Below are 22,924 nucleotides of genomic sequence, written 5' to 3' on the forward strand. Positions count from 1 at the left end.
CAATCCTGGCCAACCGGCATCGGGAAATAACAAATTACTGCCCCCACCCAAAATGAAAATGGGAAGTTTGTTTTTCTCCCCAAAAGCCACAGCCTCTTTTAATTCTTGAATGTTAAAAACGGCCGTAAAAAATTTTGCCGGCCCGCCTATTTTAAAAGTGGTAAATTGAGCTAAAGAAATATTTTCTTTAATTTTTGGACTGTCCTGCATATTTATATGCTACACTATTTTTTCTGTAAAAACAAGATATGTAAAATGATAAAAAATCAAAAAGAAAAAGGAGCGTTAGTGCTCCTTTTTAAGGAAGTTGAGTCAATAATTATTCCCGACCTAACGTAGCCCTAATATAATTGGCGAAACTATCCGATTCCTCTTGTAAAATGCCATCCTCACAATGCCAACTGATTTTCACAAACGGTTCAAAAAAACCTCTTCCATCCTCCGACCCGATAAACGTTTGTCCAAATTCCAGGTTAATATTCAGCCTTTTCCCTGAAAAACCGCAGTTACCTCCTTGAAAATACTGCCTGATAATACTTTGTACATATACTTCGGAAAAAACAAATCCCTCCCTCACCCCACGAGTAGGATCGTTTTTTTGGGCAATCAGGCCAACTCTAAAGATAACATCTTTAGACATTTTTCTCTCCGCAAAGACCAATTGTTGTTGCTTACAACTTATCAGATTACAAAAAAAAGTCAAGACGAAAAATATCTTAACTTTTTTCTTAGGATTTAATTAAATAATCCGGGAGTCCTTAGTAATTTTTTCGGCCAATTTATAAATATAACCCGCCCCCATCATTAAAACAACATCGCCCTGTCTTAAAAGAGTATCTAAAATTTCTTTAGTCTTGTCTAAATTTGCGCCAAAATAACTTTCCGTTTGGCCGCGTTTTTTCAACTCCATTACTAAATCTTGGGAGGAAATATTATCTTCACGCGGCTCGCGACCAGGAGCTGACCAGATTTCATTTAAAATCACAACGTCGGATTGTAAAAAGGCTTTAATGAAATCATTGAACAACATTCGTGTTCGCCATTTATGATGTGGATGAAAGACAGTGACGATTCTTTGACCGGGATACTTTTGCCTCGCCGCCTCAATTGTGCCAACCACACCCGCCGGATGATGACCATAATCACTTATAATTGTAGCTTTTTTGTAATTGCCTAAAATTTGAAACCGGCGCCAAGAATTTTTAAAATTTTCCAAAGCCAGTTGGATTGCCTTTGATTTAACACCTAAACTTAAAGCCGTGGAAACTGCGGCTAAAGCGTTATAAACGTTAAACAAACCGGGAATACTAATTCTATATAAATTACTCTGAATCACGAAAGTTTGAAATTCGGATGTTGAATTAACATCTTCGGCAATAAAATCCAATCCTTTATTTAATCCGAATTTTTTAATCTTTAATTTATCACCTAATTTTGATTCCAATCTTTTAACCCCTTCATCATCTCCATTAATTAACAAATATCCTTCAGGCTTTAAATTCCCAACCACCTTCTTAAACGCTTTAATAATAGCCTCCAAATCTTTATAATAATCCAAATGATCTTCTTCTATATTAGTGATAATCAAATGGGTAGGATGCAGATGTAAAAAATTGCCGTAAGCCTCGCAGGCTTCAACCACAAAGGGACCCTTACCAAACCTAAACCCACCACCATGCTCCCCTTCTATATTTCCACCAGCAATTATTAAAGGATCTAACCCACCTTCTTCCAAAATTTTTCCCAACATCAAAGTGGTAGTGGTTTTACCATTGGTTCCAGAAACAGCAATGGTTTCCCGTTCTTGAGAAATCAAACCAAGCGCTTCAAAATAACTAAAGGTGGGAATATTTAATTTTTGTGCTTGCAAAAGTTCTATATTTTCATTCTCTCTGGCGGCCGAAGTATATACCACCATTTCTACGCCAATCTCAAGATGATCCTTGTCGTGACCGATCCAAATTTTGGCTCCGGCTTTTTCTACTTCATCAACTATGGCCGTACGTTCTAAATCCGAGCCACTAACCTCCATTTTTAAGACACAAGCTAAACGAGCCAAAGCAGAAACGCCATGACCGCCAATACCTACAAAATGAATTTTTTTAATGGAAAAGAAAGACACAATGATTATTTTTCAGCCTCCAAAATTATATTATAGCTTTTATTTAAACTTTTAGTCCACTCACCATTTTTATCACCATAGCCCACTTTAATTTTTTTAAATCCCGCTTTGGCAAACAAATCATACAATTCCTTTTTATTAAATCTATATATATAACGTTGAATAATTTTTTTAAGGGTGGCCTTCCAGGGCGTTAAAAAGTCATTCTTCTCCCAGCCCCTGGGACGCAATAAATTAAAATCATTCAATTTAAATTTTTCCCGTGCGTAAACAGTATGTAAATTCCAAACGGAAATTACTATCCGGCCACCTGGTTTTAAAATTTTATAAATTTCTTCAGCCGATTTTTTTTGTAACTCCCGCGAAGGGATGTGATGTAAAACCGCCAAAGACAAAACCCAATCAAATTGATTTTTGGAAAAAGGCAGATCTACGATGTCACCTTTGATTAAACGAGCTCTTTCTCCATTTTTTTTAACTGAGGAAATATTTTTTTTGGCCAAATTTAAAAGTTTGGAACTGACATCCAAACCGACATAATCAATTGACTTTCCCGCTAAAATTTCATATAATACAGCATTGCCGCAACCTAAGTCCAAAACTTTATCACCTTTTTTAATTCTCTTAGTCATGGCAATTTGATAAGCTCTAGGACGAGAACGCGTCAAGCTCCATTCCTTGGCAATTATATTGTAATCTTTTTCAACCTTTTTTAAAATTTTTTTAGCTGATCTTAAATCCATAAACATGAATTCGCCTTTAATTAAAAAACTTTTACGGGAAAAAAATTTAACGCACAATAAAATTGACTCTTGGAAGCGTTTTTATGCCGGAAAAAATCTAGCCGCTTTCCCTACCACCGCCGAACTTTTAAAAGGATATCGAGGTCTTTTAAAATTGAAACAAATCAAACCTAATAAAGCTTTAGAAAAAATTCTTAAAAAACGCGCCGTACGCACTCTTTCCGGAGTGACAATAATTACAGTCTTAACCAAACCCTGGCCTTGTCCGGGCCAATGTGTTTACTGCCCCTTAGAAAAAGACATGCCTAAAAGTTATTTAAAAAATGAGCCGGCCGCCCAACGAGCTTATCTTAACAATTTTGACCCTTATAATCAAGTCAGAACGCGCCTAAAGATGCTTTATGACAATGGTCACCCCATAGACAAAGTAGAGTTGATTGTTAAAGGCGGCAGTTGGAACAGCTATCCTTGGAATTACCAAATGTGGTTTATTAAGGAATGTTTTAGATCTTGTAATGATTTTCCTCGTCGCACCCAAAAACAACCAGCTAAGACAACTGAAAAAAATTTATTAAAAACGCAGAAAAAAAATGAAACAGCCGATTCCAGAATTGTCGGCCTGACTTTAGAAACGCGCCCAGACTTAATCACCAAAGAAACGGCCGAACAAATGCGATTACTGGGCTGCACCAGAATAGAATTGGGTCTCCAGCATACTGATGATAAAATTTTAAAAATGACTAAACGCGGACACACCCTTGAAGAAACTAAACGCGCCACTCAACTTTTACGCTATTATGGTTTTAAAATAGATTTTCATTTAATGCCGCAACTTCCCGGATCTACCCCGGCTAAAGATTTTAAAATGATCAAAGATGTTTTTGCCGATCCTGATTTAAAACCGGATATGATTAAAATTTACCCCTGTACCGTAGTCAAAAATTCCGAACTTTATTCCTGGCATAAAAAAGGCTTATTTAAACCCTATCCTGACAAAAAGTTAATTGAAATGCTGATAAAAGTTAAAAGTGAGATCATTCCGCGTTACTGTCGTATTTCTCGCTTAATTAGAGATATTCCCGCCACAGAAATTACAGCTGGCAATAAAGTAACCAATCTGCGAGAGACGATACAAAGGCTAATGCGCGAGCAGGGATTAACTTGTTCTTGTCTAAGGTGCCGCGAAATTGGACACCAACAAAAAACTATTCCAAGCACAGTGCCAGGCGCCAGACCGAAGAATCTTTTAAAATTATTCATAGACAAATATTCCACTTCCGGCGGAACAGAATATTTTTTGAGTTTTGAAGATGCCAAGCGCCAGGCAGTCTATGCTTTTTGTCGTTTAAGAATTGACCCAAAAGGAATTTTTCCCGCTTTTATTAGAGAACTGCACACTTATGGACAACTGGTAGAGATTGGAGGGCAAAAAAAGGGGGCCAGTCAGCACACGGGACTGGGCAAACAGCTGGTAGCTGAGGCGGAAAAAATTGCTCAAAAAAAACACGCTAAAAAATTGGCGGTTATTTCCGGTGTGGGAGTAAGGGGTTATTATAAAAAATTAGGCTACGAACCAAAAAATACCTACCTGGTTAAAAAGTTGATTTAAAATCAAAAAAGAATTAAAATAATTTCATCTTTAAAGAGGGAGAGAGAATTGTTGCATAAGATCAATCCTAATTACTTAACCGGATTTGGATTAACTATTGTTCCTTTCATGATAGTAGCCCAGCAGATTGGAGGAATTGACGGACTAGGCATCTGTCTAACACTTCTGGTTTTACGCGAAGCAACGGATATTGCCGATGGCCAACTGGCGCGCTATACCAACCAAATCACCACTTTTGGCAAACTTTTTGATCCCTTGGTAGACAGTCTGGCTCGTTATTTACTTTTCTTAGGTTTTATGGCCTCGGGCTGGATGCCTTTGTGGATGGCGGCGATAATTTTTTCCCGCGACATTGTTGTGGCTTACACTCGCGTCTTTGCCGCCAGTTACGGAATTGTTATGGCCGCCAGATCCAGTGGTAAGTACATCAAAGCCATACCTCAAGCGGTTGCTCAAATCACCACCGTTTTAGGCTATCTCTTAGTAGAATGCGGTCTTAAACTGCCCATAGAAAATATTTCTTGGGTTCTGCTCTTTATTGCCACAGTAGCCACAGCCTCCACAGCTTTTGATTATATCTACGCCGCTTGGACTCAAATCAGGAACAAACCTGTTCCTTTGTGAACCAAAACCCCCGAAGCACTCCGGGGGTCTTTTTATTTTACCTACCGGCGGGCCACATTGTCTCACCTTCTCGGCGCGGGGTAAATTTTATTTAAATTTTTCCAACTGCTCTTTAATTTTTTCTATCTCTTTCTCTAACTTTTCTTTCATCTTTTCCAAGCGATTTTTTTCTTGTTCTATTAATTTTTGCTTTTTCGCTTCTACATCGGACTTATCAGTTGCCATTGTTACAGTATCGGCGGTGATTTCATTAGCGTTTTGCCTCACCACTCCTCGTACACCGACCAAATCACCTACGGAAAAATCGGTCAAGGCCGCCAACTTGCCGCCTTTGTAAAATTTAGTATTGATCGTGACAAAAACTTTAAAAGTTTTTTTATCATTGACGATGGTAAAATTTGATCCATTTGTATCTATGGCGGTTATTTCTCCCTTACGAGCAAAAAAGGTGACGGCAATGGAAGTATTTTTTACCAACCGAGCATTAATAGTTCCATCAGCCGAAAGAGTACCGGTCACAGATAAAGTGTCACCTACAGCCACCTCGGAAAAATCGGCTTTACCATTATATTTTCTAACAATTTTTGTTTTATCTGTCACATGAACAATTACAGAAGAATCTTTGGCGGGATAAGTGCCGGGAAAATTTTTAACGGTAGTGGGGATAATGCGAGTTAATTTAACTGTCAAATCTTTGCCGGAGATGGCTATTAAAGAACCTGTTACAACCACTTCCCTGGCTTTGTAGGCTTTGGTGACGGAATTAGAGGCAACAAGAGGAGAAGCGATGTTAGAAGAAGTGGTATTATAAGAATTGTCTTCTGCCAAAACAGGGAAGACTAAAACTAAAGCAAAAATGAAAACGAATAAAGAGGTTATTATTTTTTTCATAAATTTTTAATTTGATTAAATTAAATTATTTCCTCGCTCGACTTCCCCACCATCTCCCCCATTTGCGAGGATTGAATATAAACTTTTTAAATTGATTTGTTTAGCTTAATTTCATTTTAACACATTTTTTAATCTTTATCATCCTTACGCGCCAAAGCCGCCATTAAAATAATAGGAATGATCAGTAAAATAAAACGACCCCAAGGATCTAAAAAAATTATTCTGGTGAAGAGAGAAAAAATATTTAAAGAGGCGCCGGGTAAAAAAGAAAAAACAATACTGACAATTAAAGCCAACTGAAAAAAAGATAAAAACAATACTTGCCACCAGCCGGAGATGTAACCACCGCGTTTAAACACTTGACCTAAAACACCGCGGGACAAAATAAAAAACAAAATTAAAAAAGCGACGATAAAATAAATTATTTTGCTGGTGGAACTTATTACCTCCGGGATGCGGCCCAAAAATGGCGCATAGGCCAAAACCGCCAAAGCAACATAGACAGAAGTTAGATACAGCAAAACGCGGCGCCGGCCCAAAAAAGCTGTATAGACAAACCCGGATAAAAATATAACAAAAAACAAAATCAAATCCGCGCTAAATCCTAGCGCTATTATTCTAGCCAGGGCACTGGATAAAAAAGACATAGTCTTTGTTATTGATTTTGAAATTGAAAACGTGATTTAACCGCAAAAAGATTGGTCTATTTATAATTATATCAAAAAAAAGCCCCGGGCGCCCGCTTCCATTAGGTATAAGCAAACGCACGGGGTAAAGTTCTAATCCTCCTTGTTATGTGTGAAAGATGCCGGCATCGCCACGATCGTCCTGCTGGCGCATCTTACGGTACCAAGTGTAGTAGAACGGCGCCAAGAGCCAGAGTATGAAGGTATAAATGCCGAAACCCGCGAGGAGTTCCACATGGTTGGTAAATATTTCCTTATTCCCCATAATACAGGAAGCTATTACGGCCAACCCTAGAGAAAAGATAATACCAATGCAATAATCAACAGGGAACAAGCCAAAAATCCACTCGCTTTTATAGTGCCACCACACCTGCTTCTTGCTGAACTTGCCCGCGTAAAACGGATTCAGCACGAACCAGTGAAAATCCCACATCACGCACCAGACAAAGTACATGGACCAGGCCATGAACTCGCCGGTGATGCTCCACGCCATACCCATGAAAAACTGAGCATGGAAGATAAAAAGCGGAAAGAAAAACATGAAGCTGTGGTAGCCCGTGAGCGGCTTACCGTTCATGAACTTACCGTAGAGGTCCGCGGCAAAACCACGCGTCCGGTACCAGGTGGGCAGCTTCTCCGCCCAGCCGTATTTGCCTTCCACCTCAATCTCGATGCAGGCGAGTACCGTTGCCATCAGGCCCCAGAACAACACCTTGGAAGCCAAAAACAAGAATTCCATGAAACCCTCCTTGTTATCGTTTTCACACAATTTCAAAGATCATTGAGAACCTCATATTCTACTACTTTTTAACATTTTTGTCAATGGGTACCTTAATTTTTTATACTAATTTTAGCTAAAAACAAAAAACACTGGTCCAAAACCAGAGCTTTTTATCTTTAAAATCATTCTTTTTCCAAATCCCTTAACAAATCCTTCTGTCTACGGCTTAATTTTGCGGGAGTCACCACTATTACCTCTACATATAAATCGCCGCGGCTAAAATCACGCAAATGAGTAATCCCCTTACTTTTTAATCTAATAAGCTGGCCTGATTGTACGCCCTCAGGAATAACGACTTTTAATAAACCATCCAAACTTTCCACTTCTACTGTAGCCCCCAAGGCTGCCTCGGTAAAAGAAATATTTTTCTTGATGTAGATATCAAAACCTTCACGATGAAAACGTAAGTCCTTCTTTACCCGCACGCGCAAATACAAATCCCCTGCCCGGCTACCTTTATGACCGGCTTCTCCGTGCGAAGCCAGGCGAATAGATTCGCCATCATCAATACCCGCTGGAATTTTGACAGTAATCTCCTCTTGTTTTTTAATAATACCGCGGCCACTGCACTGTTTACATTTTTTTTCTGGAATTTCTCCCGCGCCTTCGCAAACAGGGCACTGCACTACACTCTGGAACGCGCCAAAAACTGTACGTTGAACTTGTTGCACCTGTCCTTTACCGCCGCAATCTTTGCATTTATGCATTTTACTACCGGACTCTACCCCACTCCCACTGCAAACATCGCACGCAGTATTTTTATACAATTTAAAAGTTTTTTCTGTGCCAAAGGCCGTCTCTTTTAGATCAATTTGAATATCAACTTGGATATCTTGTCCTCTGGCGCCTCGACGTCCTCCGGCACTTCTTCCGCTTCCCCCGCCGCCAAAAATATCACCAAAACCGCCAAAAATGTCTCCCAGATCACCAAAATCAAAACCCTGCCCGCCAGAACCGCCACCAAACCCAGAAAAGTCAAAATCACCTGCACCGCCAAAACCTTGACCATATCCGCCAGGTCCGCCGGCTCCGGCATTGTCAAAAGTTGCACCAAACTGATCATACTGCTGACGTTTTTGCGGATCGTTTAAAACTTGAAAGGCTTCGTTGGCTTCTTTAAATTTTTCCACATTGCCACCCTGCTTGTCCGGATGATGCTGATGCGCCATTTTTCTAAAAGCCGCCCGGATTTCATCCTGGCTCGCACCTTTACTAACACCTAAAATTTTATAGTAATCTTTGGACATGTTTACTTCTTATCATCTACCACCTCACCCTCAATCGGGCCTTGTCCACCAGCTGGCGGATTTTTATCGCCGCCCTCGCCATTTGTACCACCTTCTGCACCCGGAGTGGCCCCCTGTGCCGTACCCGGCTGTTCTCCGGCCTTATACATTTCCGCGCCAACCTTTTGCGCGAGCCCAGATAAATCATCAGCGGCCTTCTTTATTGCTTCAATATCTTCACCATCTTTAATTTTTTTCAAGGCCTCAATCTTTTCTTCAATGGCTTTTTTATCCTCGGCTTTCACTTTATCACCGGCATCGCGCAACATTTTCTCCGTGGTATAAACCATGGTATCAGCGATATTTTTAGTCTCAATCAATTCTTGTTTTTTCTTATCCTCATCAGCATGCATTTCCGCTTCTTTTTTCATCTTTTCCACTTCATCTTTGGATAAACCCGAAGAAGCGGTAATAGTAATTTGTTGTTCTTTGCCAGTGGCCTTGTCCGTGGCTTTAACATTTAAAATGCCGTTGGCATCAATATCAAATTTAACTTCCACCTGTGGCACGCCGCGAGGAGCCGGAGGAATACCGGATAAAATAAATCTACCTAATGATTTGTTGTCAGTAACCATGGGACGTTCGCCTTGCAAAACATGAATCTCCACCGAGGTTTGAGAGTCAGCCGCAGTGGAAAAAACTTGAGATTTAGATGTCGGGATAGTAGTGTTGCGTGTTATTAACGCGGTCATCACACCACCCAAAGTTTCTAGTCCAAGTGACAAAGGAGTGACATCCAAAAGCAAAACATCTTTAACTTCACCTTTCAAAATTGCGCCTTGCACAGCCGCGCCTACAGCCACCACTTCATCAGGGTTCACGGAAATATTGGGCTTCTTGCCAAAAAATTTCTCCACTGTTTGATAAACCAGCGGCATTCTGGTCATACCGCCAACCATTACTACTTCATCAATTTGTGAAGTTTCCATCTTGGCATCCTTTAAAGCATTTTTCACCGGAGTAATTGTTTTGGCCACCAATTCGCCGACCAATTCTTCTAATTTTGAACGAGTCAATTTCTTTACCAGGTGTTTTGGACCGGCCGCATCAGAAGTGATAAAAGGCTGATTGATTTCTGTTTCTTGAGCCGTAGATAATTCCACTTTAGCTTTTTCCGCCGCTTCTTTAATTCTTTGCAAAGATAAGGGATCTTTAGCCAAATCAATGCCTTGATCTTTTTTAAACTCTGTTAAAATCCAATTCATGATTACTTGATCAAAATCATCACCGCCCAAATGCGTATCACCATTGGTGGATAAAACCTGAACGGTATCTTCCGCAATTTCCAAAATGGAGATATCAAAAGTACCGCCGCCCAAATCATAGACAGCGATTTTTTGATTTTTCTTTTTATCAAAACCATATGCCAAAGCCGCGGCAGTCGGTTCGTTGATAATTCGCAGAACATTCAAACCGGCAATTACACCGGCGTCTTTAGTGGCTTGGCGCTCTGAATCATCAAAGTAGGCCGGCACAGTAATAACCGCATCGGTAATCTTCTCTCCCAATTTTTCTTCGGCATCAGTTTTTAATTTTTGCAAAACCAAGGCGGAAATTTCTTGGGGCGCAAATTCTTTGTTGCCCATTACAACTTTAACACCATCGCCGGCTTTAATAATTTTAAACGGCATATTTTTCAAATCTCTTTGAACTTCCGCATCATCAAAGCGGCGACCGATTAAACGTTTGATGGAATATAAAGTGTTTTCCGGGTTAGTGACAGATTGACGTTTAGCCAAGAGACCCACATGGCGTTCACCTGTTTTGGTAATCGCTACAATAGAAGGTGTAGTGCGAGCGCCTTCTTTATTTTCTAAAACCTTGGGCTGACCGCCTTCCACCACAGCCATGCAAGAAAATGTTGTCCCCAAATCAATACCTAATACTTTAGACATAAGAAAAAATTAATAAATATGTAAATTAAACTTAAATTAAATTAAAACCTCTTGACAAAAAGGCCAAAATGTGCTATAATTTATTCAACCTAAATTGAGGTGAATCTTGGAGCAACAGCAGGTGGCCAAACATTCGATTTTCGGAGAGGCTACCCCCTATGTCATTGCTTTCCTAGTGGCCATACATGTAATGGTTCTTTGCGGAGCGGTCCTCTCAACCAATCCCGAAGGAATCTTTTACATTCTATGGCTGACCTTGGAGATCATCAGTGGTATCTTTTTCATCGGCTCCATCATCATAGGCTTTCAGAAGATTCCGTCCGAACCCGAGATTATCTAAATTTAACAGCTTTTTTCACCCCCAGACGCCAGAGCAACTCTGGCTTTTTTTTATTAAAGAACTTAACCAATAATTCTTAATCAGGAAAACGCTTATTTTTTCTTCACCGCCACTTTCACTGTCTTGGCTTTCACTTCCGGCGACTTAGGCACCACAATTTTGAGCATGCCATTTTCAAATTCGGCATTAGCTTTGTCTTCTACCACCTTGGCAGGCAAAGCTACTTGGCGATAAAAAGAACCGGCCCGCACTTCTTTTCTATAATAATTTTTTTCATCCACTTCTGATTCTTTTTTCATCTCGCCTTTGACAGTTAAAATTCCATTTTGCACAGAAACTTCCACGTCTTTGGGTTCAACTCCCGCGAGAGGAGTTTCCACCACCACGCTATCCTTGGTTTCATAAACATCAATGGCCGGAGTAAAACCTTTGGCGCCTTCGGCCATAAGGGGTCCGCCTTCAAACATTTTATCCATTTCATCAGCCCAAGAGGGCATGAGAAACGGAGACCATTTTATGAGAGACATATTTTTCTCCTTTCTCCCCAAAAGGGGTTAAAATTTTATAATTGCTAGCGAGGATGCAGAGCAAGCTCGTTTGCATTGCATCCGAGCGACGCAATGCACAAGCGCAGTAGCGCTTATTTGCTAACAATCACTTTTGCCGCTTTTAATATTTTTCCACCGGCTGTATACCCACCCTCAATTTCTTTCACAATTACACCCGTTTTCTCTCCTTCTTCTTCCCCAATCGCCTCATGTAATTTTGGATCAAACTTCTCCCCCACCGTTTTAATTTCTTCTATACCCAATTCTTTTAAAGTTTCAGCAAACTGTTTTTTAATAAAGCTCAAACCTAAAACCCAATTTTTTACATCCGCTTCTTTTTCTTCTAATTTTGGTTGGTGTTGCAGTGCTTTTTTAAAATTATCATACACTTCTAAAAAACTCATAGCGGCTAATCCTTTGGCAAATTGCCCCATTTCTGTTTTTTCTCGCGCCACTTCTTTTTTTAAATTATCATAATCAGCCAAAGCGCGTTTCCAATTATTAAAGTGCTCACCTGCCATTTCTTCTATAGTTTTTCCCGATGCTGATTGAATTTCTTTTTTTTCTTCTTCCATACCATCATCTTGTTTTTTTTGTGGTTCATCCGACATAATTTTAAGCTAAAATTTTTTTAATGCTATTTATTAAATTTAAATTTTTTTGATAATCCATACGCATAGGCCCTAAAATGCCAAAAATTCCGTCTTCATGTCCGGGTAAAACAGTACCCACAAAACTGCAATTTTTATCAAAAGGATTATTCAATCCTAACAAAATTTTTTGATTTTGAAAAATTTTTTCCATAACTTTAGGCATCATTTCTTCACAGTGATCTAAAACTTCCGAAATTGTCGTCACCATCGCATGAGCACTAAATTCGGGCTTACCAAATAAATTAGAAAGGCCGGTATAATAAAGTTGATTTTGATTAAAAGCTACAATTATGGCCTCACCGGTTATTTCCGCAGAAGCTTTGGCCAAAAATTTGATCCTGTCTTGTGCTTCAAAATTATTAATTAGATGTTTTAATTTCTTTTCTAAGGCCTCATTTGATTTTTCTATAACAAATTTTTGGATATAAAATTCATAGCCCTTTTCTGTAGGAATTCTGCCAGCGGAAGTATGCGGTTGAAAAATCAAACCATTTTCTTCTATTTCCATCATTTCATTTCTAATAGTAGCTGAGGAAGTTTTTAAACTGATAGCCAATTTTAAAGAACCAACCGGTTCGGCTGTTTTTAAATAGTCTTCTACAATACGTTTTAATAACTTCTCTTTTCTGGAAATCATATTCCGTGGTTAGCACTCATCTATTTTGAGTGCTAATGACATTATATCCCCACTTTAATCCCCTGTCAAGAGTTTCACTAAAGATTAAAAAACCGCACTGCGTTAAACAATGCGGTAGAATATCGGTTTAAAATTACAAGGTCGCCAGACCCGTCCTTGTGCCAGGATTATAAACAACCGAGCCGTGTACCCCCACCCCATCACCCGAGGGAAAAAGCATGCCCCTTAAAACAAGATTCTGAAACCCGCCGGGGAGCAGTCCTTTTGCAGTGGGTACTATTGCCACTTCTTCCAACCGCAATCTTACACTGCGACTACGAGATAACCTGTAAGGCTTCTTTAAAGACCGAAAAGGACTGCGATCCACGGCCAAAAACAAATCCTGAGGCCTTCCCAGAACAGACAAGGCGTTGGCCAAATCGGCAAAAAGGGGATTTCTTCGATGAAAGATAACCCTGAATTCAATTTCCATTTTCACCTCCCAGCTGTCTTTTTTAGCAATCGCACAGCCCCTTTTTCAAAAGCGGCTCGCCAATCCATATTGACCCGGATCCGATGCGGAAATCAAAAGTTACTACGGCTTTGTAAAGACCCAACCGAGGATCATTGGGTGCTACATTGGTAGGATCACTCACAAAGCCACGGATCTTGAACTTGTGGCCGCCTTCACGTCTGACATCCAAAACGACGAACCTAAGAATAGCCTCATCCTGACCCTTCAAGAAGGGCTGACCCTTGACCAAAAAACGTACAACGGATTGAGCAGAGTTTTGCCCATCACAGAACAAAGCCAACTGGACTTGTTCCAAAGAGGTATTGTGTTCCGAAAAAGGAATGAGGCAACGTTTGCTCATAACTCCAACTCCTTTAAAAGTTAAGGAACCTTCAAGGGCTAACCTTAGCCGCTGAATATTTTTAACTTAACACAAAAGTCTAAAATTGTCAACATTGACCAATTTTTACTTTAATGTTAAATTTTGAGTAGTTCACGCCTAAGTAGGCAACAATCGTTCTTTCCCATTTTTAGGAGAAGATTATGGAAACATACAACGGACACGGCGGCTTAACTTTAGTTCCCCTGCCTGGTTTTGTTGACTTAGCCAATCAACTCAAAGAAGCGATTGAACATCGCAACCACAAAGAAACTGACCCTCCGACAACCGTGGATATTGCCGTTCCGGAATTTGGACTTCGTAGCAACCAAGAACCATTTGTGCGCCTGGGCAAAGAACACATTGGCGGCCACGATTGTGTGGTTTTGACCAGTGGCCCGGGAACTTATCAAATGATCATTCAGTTGCTTCTGATTCTTGGGTACCTTGCCGGCCGCCGGGCTGGCAGAATCACTGTCATAACCGGCTATTTCCCTTTATCCCGTTCAGACAAAGATGAAGGTTCTATGGAACTGGCTCTTCCTAGGCTCATTGTGGATCTGATGCAGACAGCCGCGGACGGACGGTTAGACCGCATTATCGCGATGGATCTACATTCTCCACAAGTGGTCATGGCCGGCAAGCTGGGCCGCATCACCGAGGTTTCCATGGCAAGACGCGTACTCAAACGCGCGCTTGATGATGCTATCGTTAAAGGCTACCGCGGCAGAATTTGTATCCTTCTGCCTGACGACGGGGCGCAAAAACGTTACGCCGGAGTTATAAAGCAAGTTTCCGAAGAAACGGGTGAAATCCTGCCTTTGGTTATTGGTCAAAAACGCCGCACAGACAGTCACAGTTCCCAGCTTCTTGGGCTTTCCGGAGATATAGATGCCTTGCAAGGAGCTTTGGTTATTGGTCTTGACGACGAAATTGCCACGGCTAAAACCAACGGCGATACGGCCGTTGCCGTCAAAGCGAATTTTGGAACAAAAGAGTACTGGGCCGTGGTCATCCATGGGGTACTCTCGGAAAATGCTCCTCAATTTCTTAGCAGAGCCGATTGCCCTATTGATTGCACCTACATAACCGGCACTATTCCTCCAGAAGGGCGTCCGGAATTGGCTGAACTTTTGACAAATGGCAAACTGGTAGTGGCTCCATTGGTTAAAGATCTGGCCCAGATCATTTATTTCCACCACTGGGATCGCAGAATTCGTGACATGAGATAACAAAAAAGCCCCTAAGGGCCAACAAACCAAGCGGTAGTTTTTCAACAAACTGCCGCTTTTTAATTTCCATCAAAATTTTCAGGATTTTTCGTCGCGGATGCTTTGGGCAAAGAATAAATACACCCGCAATAATTTTGACGATAAATTCCCCTATCTTTTACCATCTGCCTTCCTTTTTCCTGTCGACCGCCGGTTTTCCAATCTTCTGCAAAATACTTAATTCCATAAAAAACACTTAGAGCTTCGCCAAGGGAATTAATAATTTTGGCGGATTTATTGCGTCCGCTGGACAAACTGGTGGAAAAAAAATTAAAATTATTTTTTTTGGCGTAATGTGCTGTCTTATCAAGACGCAATTGTAAACATTTAACGCAACGCAAATCACCTTCCTTTTCTTTTTCTAATCCTTTTATATAGCCATGCCATTTTTTAGGCTCAAAATCCATATCCACCATCGGCACACTCCATTCCTCACAAATCTTTACAACTTCTTTTTTGCGTTTTAAATATTCTTCTTCCGGATAAATATTAGGATTATAAAAAAAGACAGTCAAATCAAATTGATTTTTTAATTCATCAATAACGGCAATGCTGCAAGGCGCGCAACAAGTATGAAGTAAAAATCTTTTCATACTATTTCCTTAAATATTTTTTATTTTTTAATTCTTGGGGAAAATATTCCTGCTCTACCACTCCTTCATAATCCGGATTATATTTATAACCTTTGCCATATCCCACATCAGTCATTAGTTTAGTGGGTGCGTTGCGCAGATGCAAGGGTACGCCTAAATGCGATGTTACCTTAGCATCTTCCGCCGCTAAAAGATATGCTGTATATAAGGCATTGGACTTTTTAGCCAAAGAGCAATAAACCACGGCCTCAGCCAGATGGACGTTGCATTCTGGATATCCCAATTTATGACAGGCCTCATAGGCCGCATTAGCCACCAATAGGGCGCGCGAATCAGCCACACCGATATCTTCCGCACTAAAACGCAATATTCTACGGGCAACATACAACGGATCAGCTCCGCCCTCAATCATACGCGCCAACCAATACAAGGCGGCATCTGCATCACTTCCGCGCATAGACTTATGCAGAGCGGAAATAAGATTGTAAAATTCTTCACCTTTTTTATCAAAAACCAAATGGGTTTTTTGCAAAGCCTCCTTTACATCTTTTTCTTCTATTTTAATTTTGGGCGTTTTTTCACCTAAGGAAATTTTGAGTTTTCCTTTAACCGCTATCTCCAATCCATTCAAAGCCTCACGGGCATCACCACCGGATAATTGGGCCAATAAATTTAAGGCGCTCTCCCCCATTGAAAGGTTGATATTACCCAAACCTCTTTCTTTATTTTTAATCGCTCTTTTTAAAATATTCTTAATGGCATCTTCATTTAATCGTTTCAAAACAATAACCCGACACCTGGAAAGAAGCGCTCCCACTACTTCAAAAGAAGGATTCTCCGTAGTAGCGCCAATTAGAGTAACAATTCCTTTTTCCACATAAGGCAAAAGCGCATCTTGTTGCGCCTTATTCCAACGATGTATTTCATCAATAAATAAAATAGTTCTTTTATTTTGCATCTTGCGCCTCTCTTCCGCGGCTTTAACTACCTCACGCAAATCCTGCAAACCGCTGGAAACTGCGGATAAAGAAATAAAAGTGGAGTTGGTTTTTTCCGCGATCAAGTGCGCCAGGGTTGTTTTTCCCACACCCGGCGGACCCCAAAAAATCATAGAAGGATACTCGTCTTTCTCCACCAAACGACGCAAAATTTTTTCCTCGCCCGCTATTTCTTCTTGGCCAAAAAAATCAATAAAGTCTCTCGGTCTCATCCTATCAGCCAAAGGTGCCCCCAAAATCAATTCATCTTCCATCTTTTTATCAAACAAGTCTTCCTTTTTCATAATTTATTTGATTTCCATTTATAAAAAAGGTTCCAATAACTTAGCTAAAAATTCCCACAAATGAGATCTGAATGATCTTTGACTCCATTTAATGGGTCTGAATAATCGCGACTTCTTTTTCCAATCTAAAAAAATATTTTTTAGATTCATGATCATTTTTTTATCGGTAAAGATTAAATTTATTTCGTGATTTCTGTAAAAAGTTTGAGCATCCACGTTGCTAGAACCAACCATGGCCCACTTATCGTCAATCAAAATTGCTTTAGCGTGAATCATTTTTTTAACCAAAAAAATTTTAAATCCTAAACTGGCCCATAAAACCCAATAAGATCTCATGGCATAAGTTAGTATTACATGATCCGTTTCCCAAGGCAAAATAATTTGCACGTTCACGCCCCTCTTTTTTGCCTCCCGCAGAGCTTTTAAAAACCCCGGGTCGGGCAAAAAATAAGGCACAACAAGAATTAAAGAAATCTGAGCCATTTTTATAGCCTTCAAATATTGCTTGCGTATGATGGAAAAATTATTTAATGGTTTATGCCACAAAATCCGCCATTTTTTTTCTTTAATAATCGGCAAATAAAAAAGATGTTTTATTTTTTCTAAGGCGCCACCGCTAATTAAATACGACCGAGAAAAGGCCTTTAATAACTGATTAACAATGGGACCTTCAACCATGATTTGCAAATCCAGCCAATTGGCAATTACATCCTGCACATTAACACTGCCTATAAAAGCGATTCGGCGGTCAATAATTAAAAATTTACGATGAGTGCGTTCAAAAAAATGGCGAAGACCGCGCCAAAAAGAAAAAATTTTAATTGGATTAAAATATAAAACATCAACCCCCGACCCTTTCAAATCTTTGATAATTTCTTCAGTAATTTTAGCACTGCCGAAACCATCTAAAATTAATTTAACCTCTAGACCGGCGTGCGCTTTTTCTTTTAAAATTTTTATAAATTTTTGACCAATTTCATCTGCTTCAAAAATATAAGTTTCCCAATAAATGGAATGACGGGCCTCGGCAAGAGCCTTTAACATTCCTTCCCAGGCCTGAGCGGAAGTGGCAAAAAATTTGTAATCGGTGTTGGCCGGCATAAAAATTAATCTTGAAATTTATTAGCGCAAAATTTATCTTAATTAAAAATTTGGCCCTATCCAAAGACCTTTATTAATAATAACTCATTTCACTAAAAAAACAAAATAAAACCCGGGCAGTTAAAACCCGGGTGAACATTGCTTCGCACTAATGAATTACCAAATTTCTTAAAGAGCCTTTTCTCTCAAAATCTTTCTTTCAGTGGCACCAAAAAAGTGTCGCTGAAGTGGCCGAATGACGCCGGCCACCTTTACCACTTCCTCTTGCGTTGCGGCTACAATAAACTTGGCCACATTAAAAACACCAGCCAAGGCGCCACCATCCTTCACCCAACGGAACCCGGGTAGATCATCCACCCTAATTCCCAAGCTACGAATGGTACTGACAAAAGTGTCTTTTCCGGCAAAAAGATGCTCTGCAGTACCGCCAAGAGTGATGTGAACTCGAGGTTCTTGGTTACCAAGCCTCTTATTTGTAATCACGCAAACACGGGGATCGCTGTCCCTCCTCGCTCCCTTGGTGAGCCCATCTTGCCTCAACCTGCCGGATACGCTTCTTCGCCCAAGAACCATAGATGCCTCCCAACAAAAGTTGAAAGTTAAAAAGGCTTAACCTAAAGCCTTTTTTCCAAAAAAAGTGTACCGTATAAAAAAAATGCTGTCAAGTATTTGTATTTTAAAAATAAACCCCAATAAAGGATCTATTTTTAATTGAAGATTGTTTAATCGTGGTAGCCCCAACCGGATTTGAACCGGTGTTTTTTCCGTGAGAGGGAAACGTCCTAGACCAGGCTAGACGATGAGGCCATTAAATATATTACTGCTTCTGCCAACTTTTATCCTGACGACAAACTAAATTTTCTGCTTGTGTTGGTTCGGACATTAGTTCTACTGTAATTTTTTCCATCCTAACACCTTGGGATCCTTTAATCAAGACAACATCGCCGATTTGCAATTTTTCTTGCAAAAACAAACCCGCTTCTTCACTTTTATTAAACTTAGCAATTTTATTGTCGCTCATGCCTAATTTGGCTGCTTCTTCGGCAATATCCTTGGCTCTTTCTCCAACTGTTACCAAAAAATCCACATTACTTTCCGCCACTTTACGACCCACTAAACGATGACCTTCTTCTGTGTAGCTACCCAATTCTAGCATGTCTCCCAAAACTGCAATCTTGCGCCCATGATCCTCAATTTTGAGTTGAGCCAAAGCCTCCAAAGAAACTAGAGCGGCTTTAGGTGAAGAATTGTAACTATCATCAATTAAAGTAGTATATTTGATACCGGAAATTAAACGCATGCGGCTAGGCGGCGAAACATATTTTTTAAATTTTTCCGATAATTCCAATAAATTTATTCCCAGTGACAAACAAACGGCTACGCCAGCCAAAACAGCATAAACGGCTTGATCCCCTATTGTCTCATTTAAGACAAAAGGCACCAAAGCCCCACCATAACGAACTTTAAAAGTTAAACCTTTAATAGTCATGAGACCGTCCTCCATTTCCTGAACAAGACTTAATTGTTCTGCTTGTAAATCCGCACCTTTATTAAAACCGAAAGAAATTGTTTTAACCTTTAATCTCTCTTTCATTTCTATTACCAAAGGATCATCAAAATTAAAGACAGCCAGTCCTTCGCCTCGCAGATGTTTTAATATTATCTGCTTTTCCTCAGTTACTTGGCGCATGGTTTTAAAATTTTCTAAATGCGTTGGACCAATAGCAGTTAAAACCCCAATATCACAAGGCGCAATTTTAGTTAAATATTTAATATCGCCAGGTTTATCAGCTCCCATTTCCAAAATCAATATTTCCGGATAAGAGGTATTTTTTTTAATTAAAAGAAATACAGCCCGACTAAAAATTTTAAGCCAAATCCAAGGATTTTTGTTGCCACTTTCCGTCCCAATGATGGTTAATGGTACGCCTATTTCATTATTATAGTTTTTTAAACTACGACGCACTTTAAATTTTCCATCTAAACCAAGAAAAATAGCTTCCTTAGCCGAAGTTTTTCCCACCGAACCGGTAATTCCTATAATTTTAGGATGATACTTTGCTAAAATTTTTTGCGCCAAAATTTTTAAAATATTCTGTAATAAAAACATAATTATTTACTAGGAGGAATTTCCAAATATTGTACCAGAAACTTGGCTATTTCACCAAAAGTCGGAACCGCCGAAGATTCAGCATAAAGAACATTAGGCTCAACATATTTAACCAGCATCACAAATTGAGGATTATCAACCGGTCCAAAACCAATAAAAGTCTGGTTGGTTGAACCTTCTATATATTTTCCGCCTGGTCCGGGAATTTGAGCTGTACCGGTTTTACCGGCAATGTAATAACCGGGCACATTGGCAGCCCTACCATGCCCTTCTTTAACCACAATAGTCATCATACCGGAAAGTAGACGCGCCGCTCGTTCAGAAATTACTTGTCTAATTAAACGCGGCGAGGTTTTGTCCAAATGACCATCGGCATATCGTGTTTCTTCTACAATATAGGGTTTGTACAAACGGCCTTTGTTGGCTATGGCCGCATAAGAGCTGACCAATTGCAAAGGAGTAGCCGTGATACCTTGGCCAAAAGAGGCTGTGGCCAAATAAATATCGGACTTGTCACTTAAAGAAGCGATACTGCCGGGAGTTTCCTTATCCATTTCTATGCCCGTCAAAACGCCAAAACCAAAATCTTTAACATATTTTTTAAAATTTTCCAATCCTACTTTTTGCGCGGCAAAAACCGCGCCGGTGTTAATAGATTCTTTTAAAACCCCGGTCATTGTCTGCTCGCCATACACCTTACTGGCCGCGTTGCGAATAATATGCGGACCAAACTGCAGGGCTCCCGTATCCACAAAAGTGGTATTGGGAGTCACCTTGCCCAAATCCAAGGCCGCGGCCATGGTAATCACCTTAAAAACCGATCCTGGCTCATAAGGGGTAAAAATAGCATCATTATTAAACAAACGCAAATCCTCTGCTGAGCCATAATCATTAGGATCAAAATCAGGTTCATTACACATGGCCAAAAGAGCACCATTCTGAGGATTCATAATAATAACAGTCCCTCCCTTGGCTTGATATTTTTCTATACCATCTTTTAATGCTGCACAAGCCACGTATTCAATAGTTCTGTCTATTGTCAGATAAAGATTGGCGCCATCAACTGCTGATTTTTCGGTCCTAGGCAAAAGTGTTAACCAACCGCCACGCGCGTCTCTTTCGGTTGATAAAAATCCCGCTTCACCGGATAAGAGATTATTTAAATACCCTTCCAATCCATAAAACCCTTTAGGTATTCCGCTATCATCATAACCTAGATAGCCCAACTCCTGCGAAGCTAAATTTTTTTCCGGATAATAACGCGCTGGTACTCTTTCAAAAACTATCCCCTTTAAATTTTCCAATTTCAATTGTTCCACCACTTCGTCCGAAACCTTTTTTTTAATTATTTCATAACGACTCTTTTCTTTAGAAATTTTTTCCTCTATCTCTTTGGCGGAAATTTCCAGTTTTTTAGACAAAGTTTCAATTAAAAAATTTTTGTCTTTAAAATTTTCCGTAATAATCTTGGGATCAGCCACTACGGTATAAACATCGCGATTAAGAGCTGCGGGAGCGGAATAATCCTGTTTTTTTAGATCTTTAAAATAAATTTGTCCGCGTTTAGGCAATAAATCTAAAAATAAATTGTGGCGATTTTCGGCGGCCTTGGCATATAAATCATAATTAACCACTTGCAATAAAAATAATTTTAAAACAATTAAAAATAAAAAAACGCCCGCGCTGTATTTTATAATACTTAATCGTGCATCATTAGAATTTGGATTCTTTTTTTTATGACGATATTGAAAAGACACAAAAAACGCTTTAAAAAATTCCTCATTCCGCCAAAATCATTCAAACTGCTTTTTTAAATGTATTTCTTTCTACTGCCGGATTCTCCTGTACGACGCTTGGCTGTTTCTTCATCAACCAATCCCTGTTTAACTAAATCGGCTAAATCATTAGACAGTGTAATCATCCCATCTTTAGCGCCAGTTTGAATGGCCGAGGGTATCTGGGCTATTTTATTTTCTCTTATCAAATTAGCCACAGCCGGAGTATTTATTAAAATTTCGCGCACAGCCACTAACCCGCTTTTTTTTCCCGGTACCAATTGTTGAGAAATTACTGCCCGCAAAACAGAAGCCAGTTGCACTAAAATTTGTTTTTGCTTGTAACCCTCAAAAACATCTACAATGCGTTCCACGGATTCCGCTGCGCTAGGAGTGTGCAAGGTAGAAAAAACCAAATGACCGGTTTCTGCGGCAGTCAGGGCGGCAGAAATAGTTTCCGGATCGCGCATTTCCCCCACAAAAATTACATTGGGGTCTTGGCGCAAAACTCGTTTTAAAGCTTCATGAAAAGATTTGGTGTCCCTGCCTACCTCGCGCTGTTCAATTAAACTTTTTTTATCTTCAAAAGCAAACTCAATCGGATCTTCTATTGTAACAATGTGCGTTTTGCGTTCTTCATTAATCATCTCCAACATAGAGGCTACAGTGGTTGATTTTCCGCAACCTGTTGGACCGGTGACTAAAATTAAACCATCAAGCATTTTTGGCAACTCATACATGATAGGAGAAAAACCCAAATCTTTTGGAGCGGGTATTTCAGTGGGAATTAAACGGGCGGCTAAGCCAATTTTCCCCTCCTGTTGATGAACATTTATTCTAAATCTGTTGCCGCCAATTTCTAAACCAAAATCCAATTCTTTTTCTTCTGTAAATTTTTCTTCTTGATCTTTGTTTAACAGAGTAAAAATTTGTTCTTTTAACTCGGCTAAAGGCAATTTTTTATCCTCAATTTCTTCTAAATTACCGTGGATTCTGATTAAAGGTAATTCTTCGGCCACCAAGTGCAGATCCGAGGCTTTCTTTTCTATGGCGTATTCAAAATATGATTTTATTTGTTTCATAATTAACTTTAAATTTAAAAAAG

Annotated in this window: 24 protein-coding genes, 1 tRNA gene and 1 pseudogene; 4 read left to right on the forward strand and 22 right to left on the reverse strand. The window is 39.7% G+C overall.

Features of this window, described 5'->3' with window-relative positions; translation table 11 throughout:
- The 4 genes and pseudogenes from A2294_01595 to A2294_01610 all read right to left on the reverse strand — a co-directional run bounded on the left by A2294_01595 (position 1) and on the right by A2294_01610 (position 2,922).
- Positions 1–210: pseudogene (locus tag A2294_01595) on the reverse strand (hypothetical protein).
- 109 nt (positions 211–319) lie between these two features.
- Positions 320–703: a hypothetical protein gene (locus tag A2294_01600; GenBank protein OGH85556.1), complete on the reverse strand. Its 384-nt coding sequence runs from the start codon at positions 701–703 to the stop codon at positions 320–322.
- 36 nt (positions 704–739) lie between these two features.
- Positions 740–2,122, reverse strand: a complete 1,383-nt coding sequence (locus A2294_01605; protein OGH85557.1) for a UDP-N-acetylmuramate--L-alanine ligase — start codon at positions 2,120–2,122, stop codon at positions 740–742.
- Positions 2,123–2,127: 5 nt separating this feature from the next.
- Complete coding sequence (locus tag A2294_01610) at positions 2,128–2,922, reverse strand: hypothetical protein (protein OGH85558.1); 795 nt, start codon at positions 2,920–2,922, stop codon at positions 2,128–2,130.
- Here A2294_01610 and A2294_01615 point away from each other — a divergent pair.
- Together A2294_01615 and A2294_01620 are read left to right on the forward strand one after the other, a co-directional pair.
- Positions 2,870–4,474 carry a hypothetical protein gene (locus tag A2294_01615; GenBank protein ID OGH85559.1) on the forward strand — a complete coding sequence of 535 codons (1,605 nt, stop codon included), beginning with the start codon at positions 2,870–2,872 and terminating at the stop codon, positions 4,472–4,474. The genes A2294_01610 and A2294_01615 overlap by 53 nt on opposite strands.
- Before the next feature lie 108 nt (positions 4,475–4,582).
- Positions 4,583–5,098: a hypothetical protein gene (locus A2294_01620; GenBank protein OGH85560.1), complete on the forward strand. Its 516-nt coding sequence runs from the start codon at positions 4,583–4,585 to the stop codon at positions 5,096–5,098.
- 87 nt (positions 5,099–5,185) lie between these two features.
- Here the strand turns inward: A2294_01620 and A2294_01625 are convergent, their stop codons facing one another.
- The 5 genes from A2294_01625 to A2294_01645 form a co-directional block, all read right to left on the reverse strand.
- Positions 5,186–5,989 (reverse strand): hypothetical protein, encoded by an 804-nt coding sequence (locus A2294_01625; protein OGH85561.1) that lies wholly within the window; start codon positions 5,987–5,989, stop codon positions 5,186–5,188.
- A 128-nt stretch (positions 5,990–6,117) separates the two neighbouring features.
- Positions 6,118–6,636: a hypothetical protein gene (locus A2294_01630; protein OGH85562.1), complete on the reverse strand. Its 519-nt coding sequence runs from the start codon at positions 6,634–6,636 to the stop codon at positions 6,118–6,120.
- Between the two features lie 145 nt (positions 6,637–6,781).
- Positions 6,782–7,414, reverse strand: a complete 633-nt coding sequence (locus A2294_01635; GenBank protein ID OGH85563.1) for a hypothetical protein — start codon at positions 7,412–7,414, stop codon at positions 6,782–6,784.
- A 164-nt stretch (positions 7,415–7,578) separates the two neighbouring features.
- Positions 7,579–8,703, reverse strand: coding sequence for a molecular chaperone DnaJ (locus A2294_01640; protein ID OGH85564.1), 1,125 nt, complete (start codon positions 8,701–8,703; stop codon positions 7,579–7,581).
- A gap of 2 nt (positions 8,704–8,705) precedes the next feature.
- Complete coding sequence (locus A2294_01645; protein OGH85565.1) at positions 8,706–10,637, reverse strand: molecular chaperone DnaK; 1,932 nt, start codon at positions 10,635–10,637, stop codon at positions 8,706–8,708.
- A 106-nt stretch (positions 10,638–10,743) separates the two neighbouring features.
- Here A2294_01645 and A2294_01650 point away from each other — a divergent pair, with 106 nt between their 5' ends.
- Positions 10,744–10,977, forward strand: coding sequence for a hypothetical protein (locus A2294_01650; GenBank protein OGH85566.1), 234 nt, complete (start codon positions 10,744–10,746; stop codon positions 10,975–10,977).
- A gap of 92 nt (positions 10,978–11,069) precedes the next feature.
- Here the strand turns inward: A2294_01650 and A2294_01655 are convergent, their stop codons facing one another.
- The 5 genes from A2294_01655 to A2294_01675 all read right to left on the reverse strand — a co-directional run bounded on the left by A2294_01655 (position 11,070) and on the right by A2294_01675 (position 13,669).
- Positions 11,070–11,504, reverse strand: a complete 435-nt coding sequence (locus A2294_01655) for a hypothetical protein (GenBank protein ID OGH85567.1) — start codon at positions 11,502–11,504, stop codon at positions 11,070–11,072.
- 113 nt (positions 11,505–11,617) lie between these two features.
- Positions 11,618–12,136, reverse strand: a complete 519-nt coding sequence (locus A2294_01660; GenBank protein ID OGH85568.1) for a nucleotide exchange factor GrpE — start codon at positions 12,134–12,136, stop codon at positions 11,618–11,620.
- Positions 12,137–12,140: 4 nt separating this feature from the next.
- Positions 12,141–12,815, reverse strand: coding sequence for a hypothetical protein (locus A2294_01665; GenBank protein OGH85569.1), 675 nt, complete (start codon positions 12,813–12,815; stop codon positions 12,141–12,143).
- A 133-nt stretch (positions 12,816–12,948) separates the two neighbouring features.
- Positions 12,949–13,287, reverse strand: a complete 339-nt coding sequence (locus A2294_01670; protein ID OGH85570.1) for a hypothetical protein — start codon at positions 13,285–13,287, stop codon at positions 12,949–12,951.
- A 22-nt stretch (positions 13,288–13,309) separates the two neighbouring features.
- Positions 13,310–13,669 (reverse strand): hypothetical protein, encoded by a 360-nt coding sequence (locus A2294_01675; protein OGH85571.1) that lies wholly within the window; start codon positions 13,667–13,669, stop codon positions 13,310–13,312.
- A 182-nt stretch (positions 13,670–13,851) separates the two neighbouring features.
- Between A2294_01675 and A2294_01680 the strand changes: the two genes are divergently transcribed.
- Positions 13,852–14,919, forward strand: a complete 1,068-nt coding sequence (locus tag A2294_01680; GenBank protein ID OGH85572.1) for a hypothetical protein — start codon at positions 13,852–13,854, stop codon at positions 14,917–14,919.
- Positions 14,920–14,978: 59 nt separating this feature from the next.
- Here A2294_01680 and A2294_01685 read toward each other — a convergent pair whose 3' ends face one another.
- From A2294_01685 to A2294_01720, 8 genes are all read right to left on the reverse strand, one after another.
- On the reverse strand, positions 14,979–15,551 hold the full coding sequence (locus A2294_01685; protein ID OGH85573.1) for a hypothetical protein: 573 nt from the start codon (positions 15,549–15,551) through the stop codon (positions 14,979–14,981).
- Position 15,552: 1 nt separating this feature from the next.
- Positions 15,553–16,833, reverse strand: a complete 1,281-nt coding sequence (locus A2294_01690; protein OGH85574.1) for an AAA family ATPase — start codon at positions 16,831–16,833, stop codon at positions 15,553–15,555.
- An 18-nt stretch (positions 16,834–16,851) separates the two neighbouring features.
- Complete coding sequence (locus A2294_01695) at positions 16,852–17,934, reverse strand: hypothetical protein (GenBank protein ID OGH85575.1); 1,083 nt, start codon at positions 17,932–17,934, stop codon at positions 16,852–16,854.
- A gap of 168 nt (positions 17,935–18,102) precedes the next feature.
- Entirely contained in the window at positions 18,103–18,507 is a 405-nt protein-coding gene (locus A2294_01700) for a hypothetical protein (GenBank protein ID OGH85576.1), read from the reverse strand.
- Positions 18,508–18,663: 156 nt separating this feature from the next.
- Positions 18,664–18,741, reverse strand: a tRNA-Glu gene (locus tag A2294_01705).
- Positions 18,742–18,751: 10 nt separating this feature from the next.
- Positions 18,752–20,044, reverse strand: a complete 1,293-nt coding sequence (locus A2294_01710) for a hypothetical protein (GenBank protein ID OGH85577.1) — start codon at positions 20,042–20,044, stop codon at positions 18,752–18,754.
- 2 nt (positions 20,045–20,046) lie between these two features.
- Entirely contained in the window at positions 20,047–21,801 is a 1,755-nt protein-coding gene (locus A2294_01715; protein ID OGH85578.1) for a hypothetical protein, read from the reverse strand.
- Between the two features lie 53 nt (positions 21,802–21,854).
- Positions 21,855–22,901: a hypothetical protein gene (locus A2294_01720; GenBank protein OGH85594.1), complete on the reverse strand. Its 1,047-nt coding sequence runs from the start codon at positions 22,899–22,901 to the stop codon at positions 21,855–21,857.
- Positions 22,902–22,924 lie beyond the last annotated feature (23 nt).

This window comes from Candidatus Magasanikbacteria bacterium RIFOXYB2_FULL_38_10 (assembly GCA_001783145.1).
Classification (GTDB): Bacteria; Patescibacteriota; Patescibacteriia; order Magasanikbacterales; family UBA10003; genus GWC2-40-17.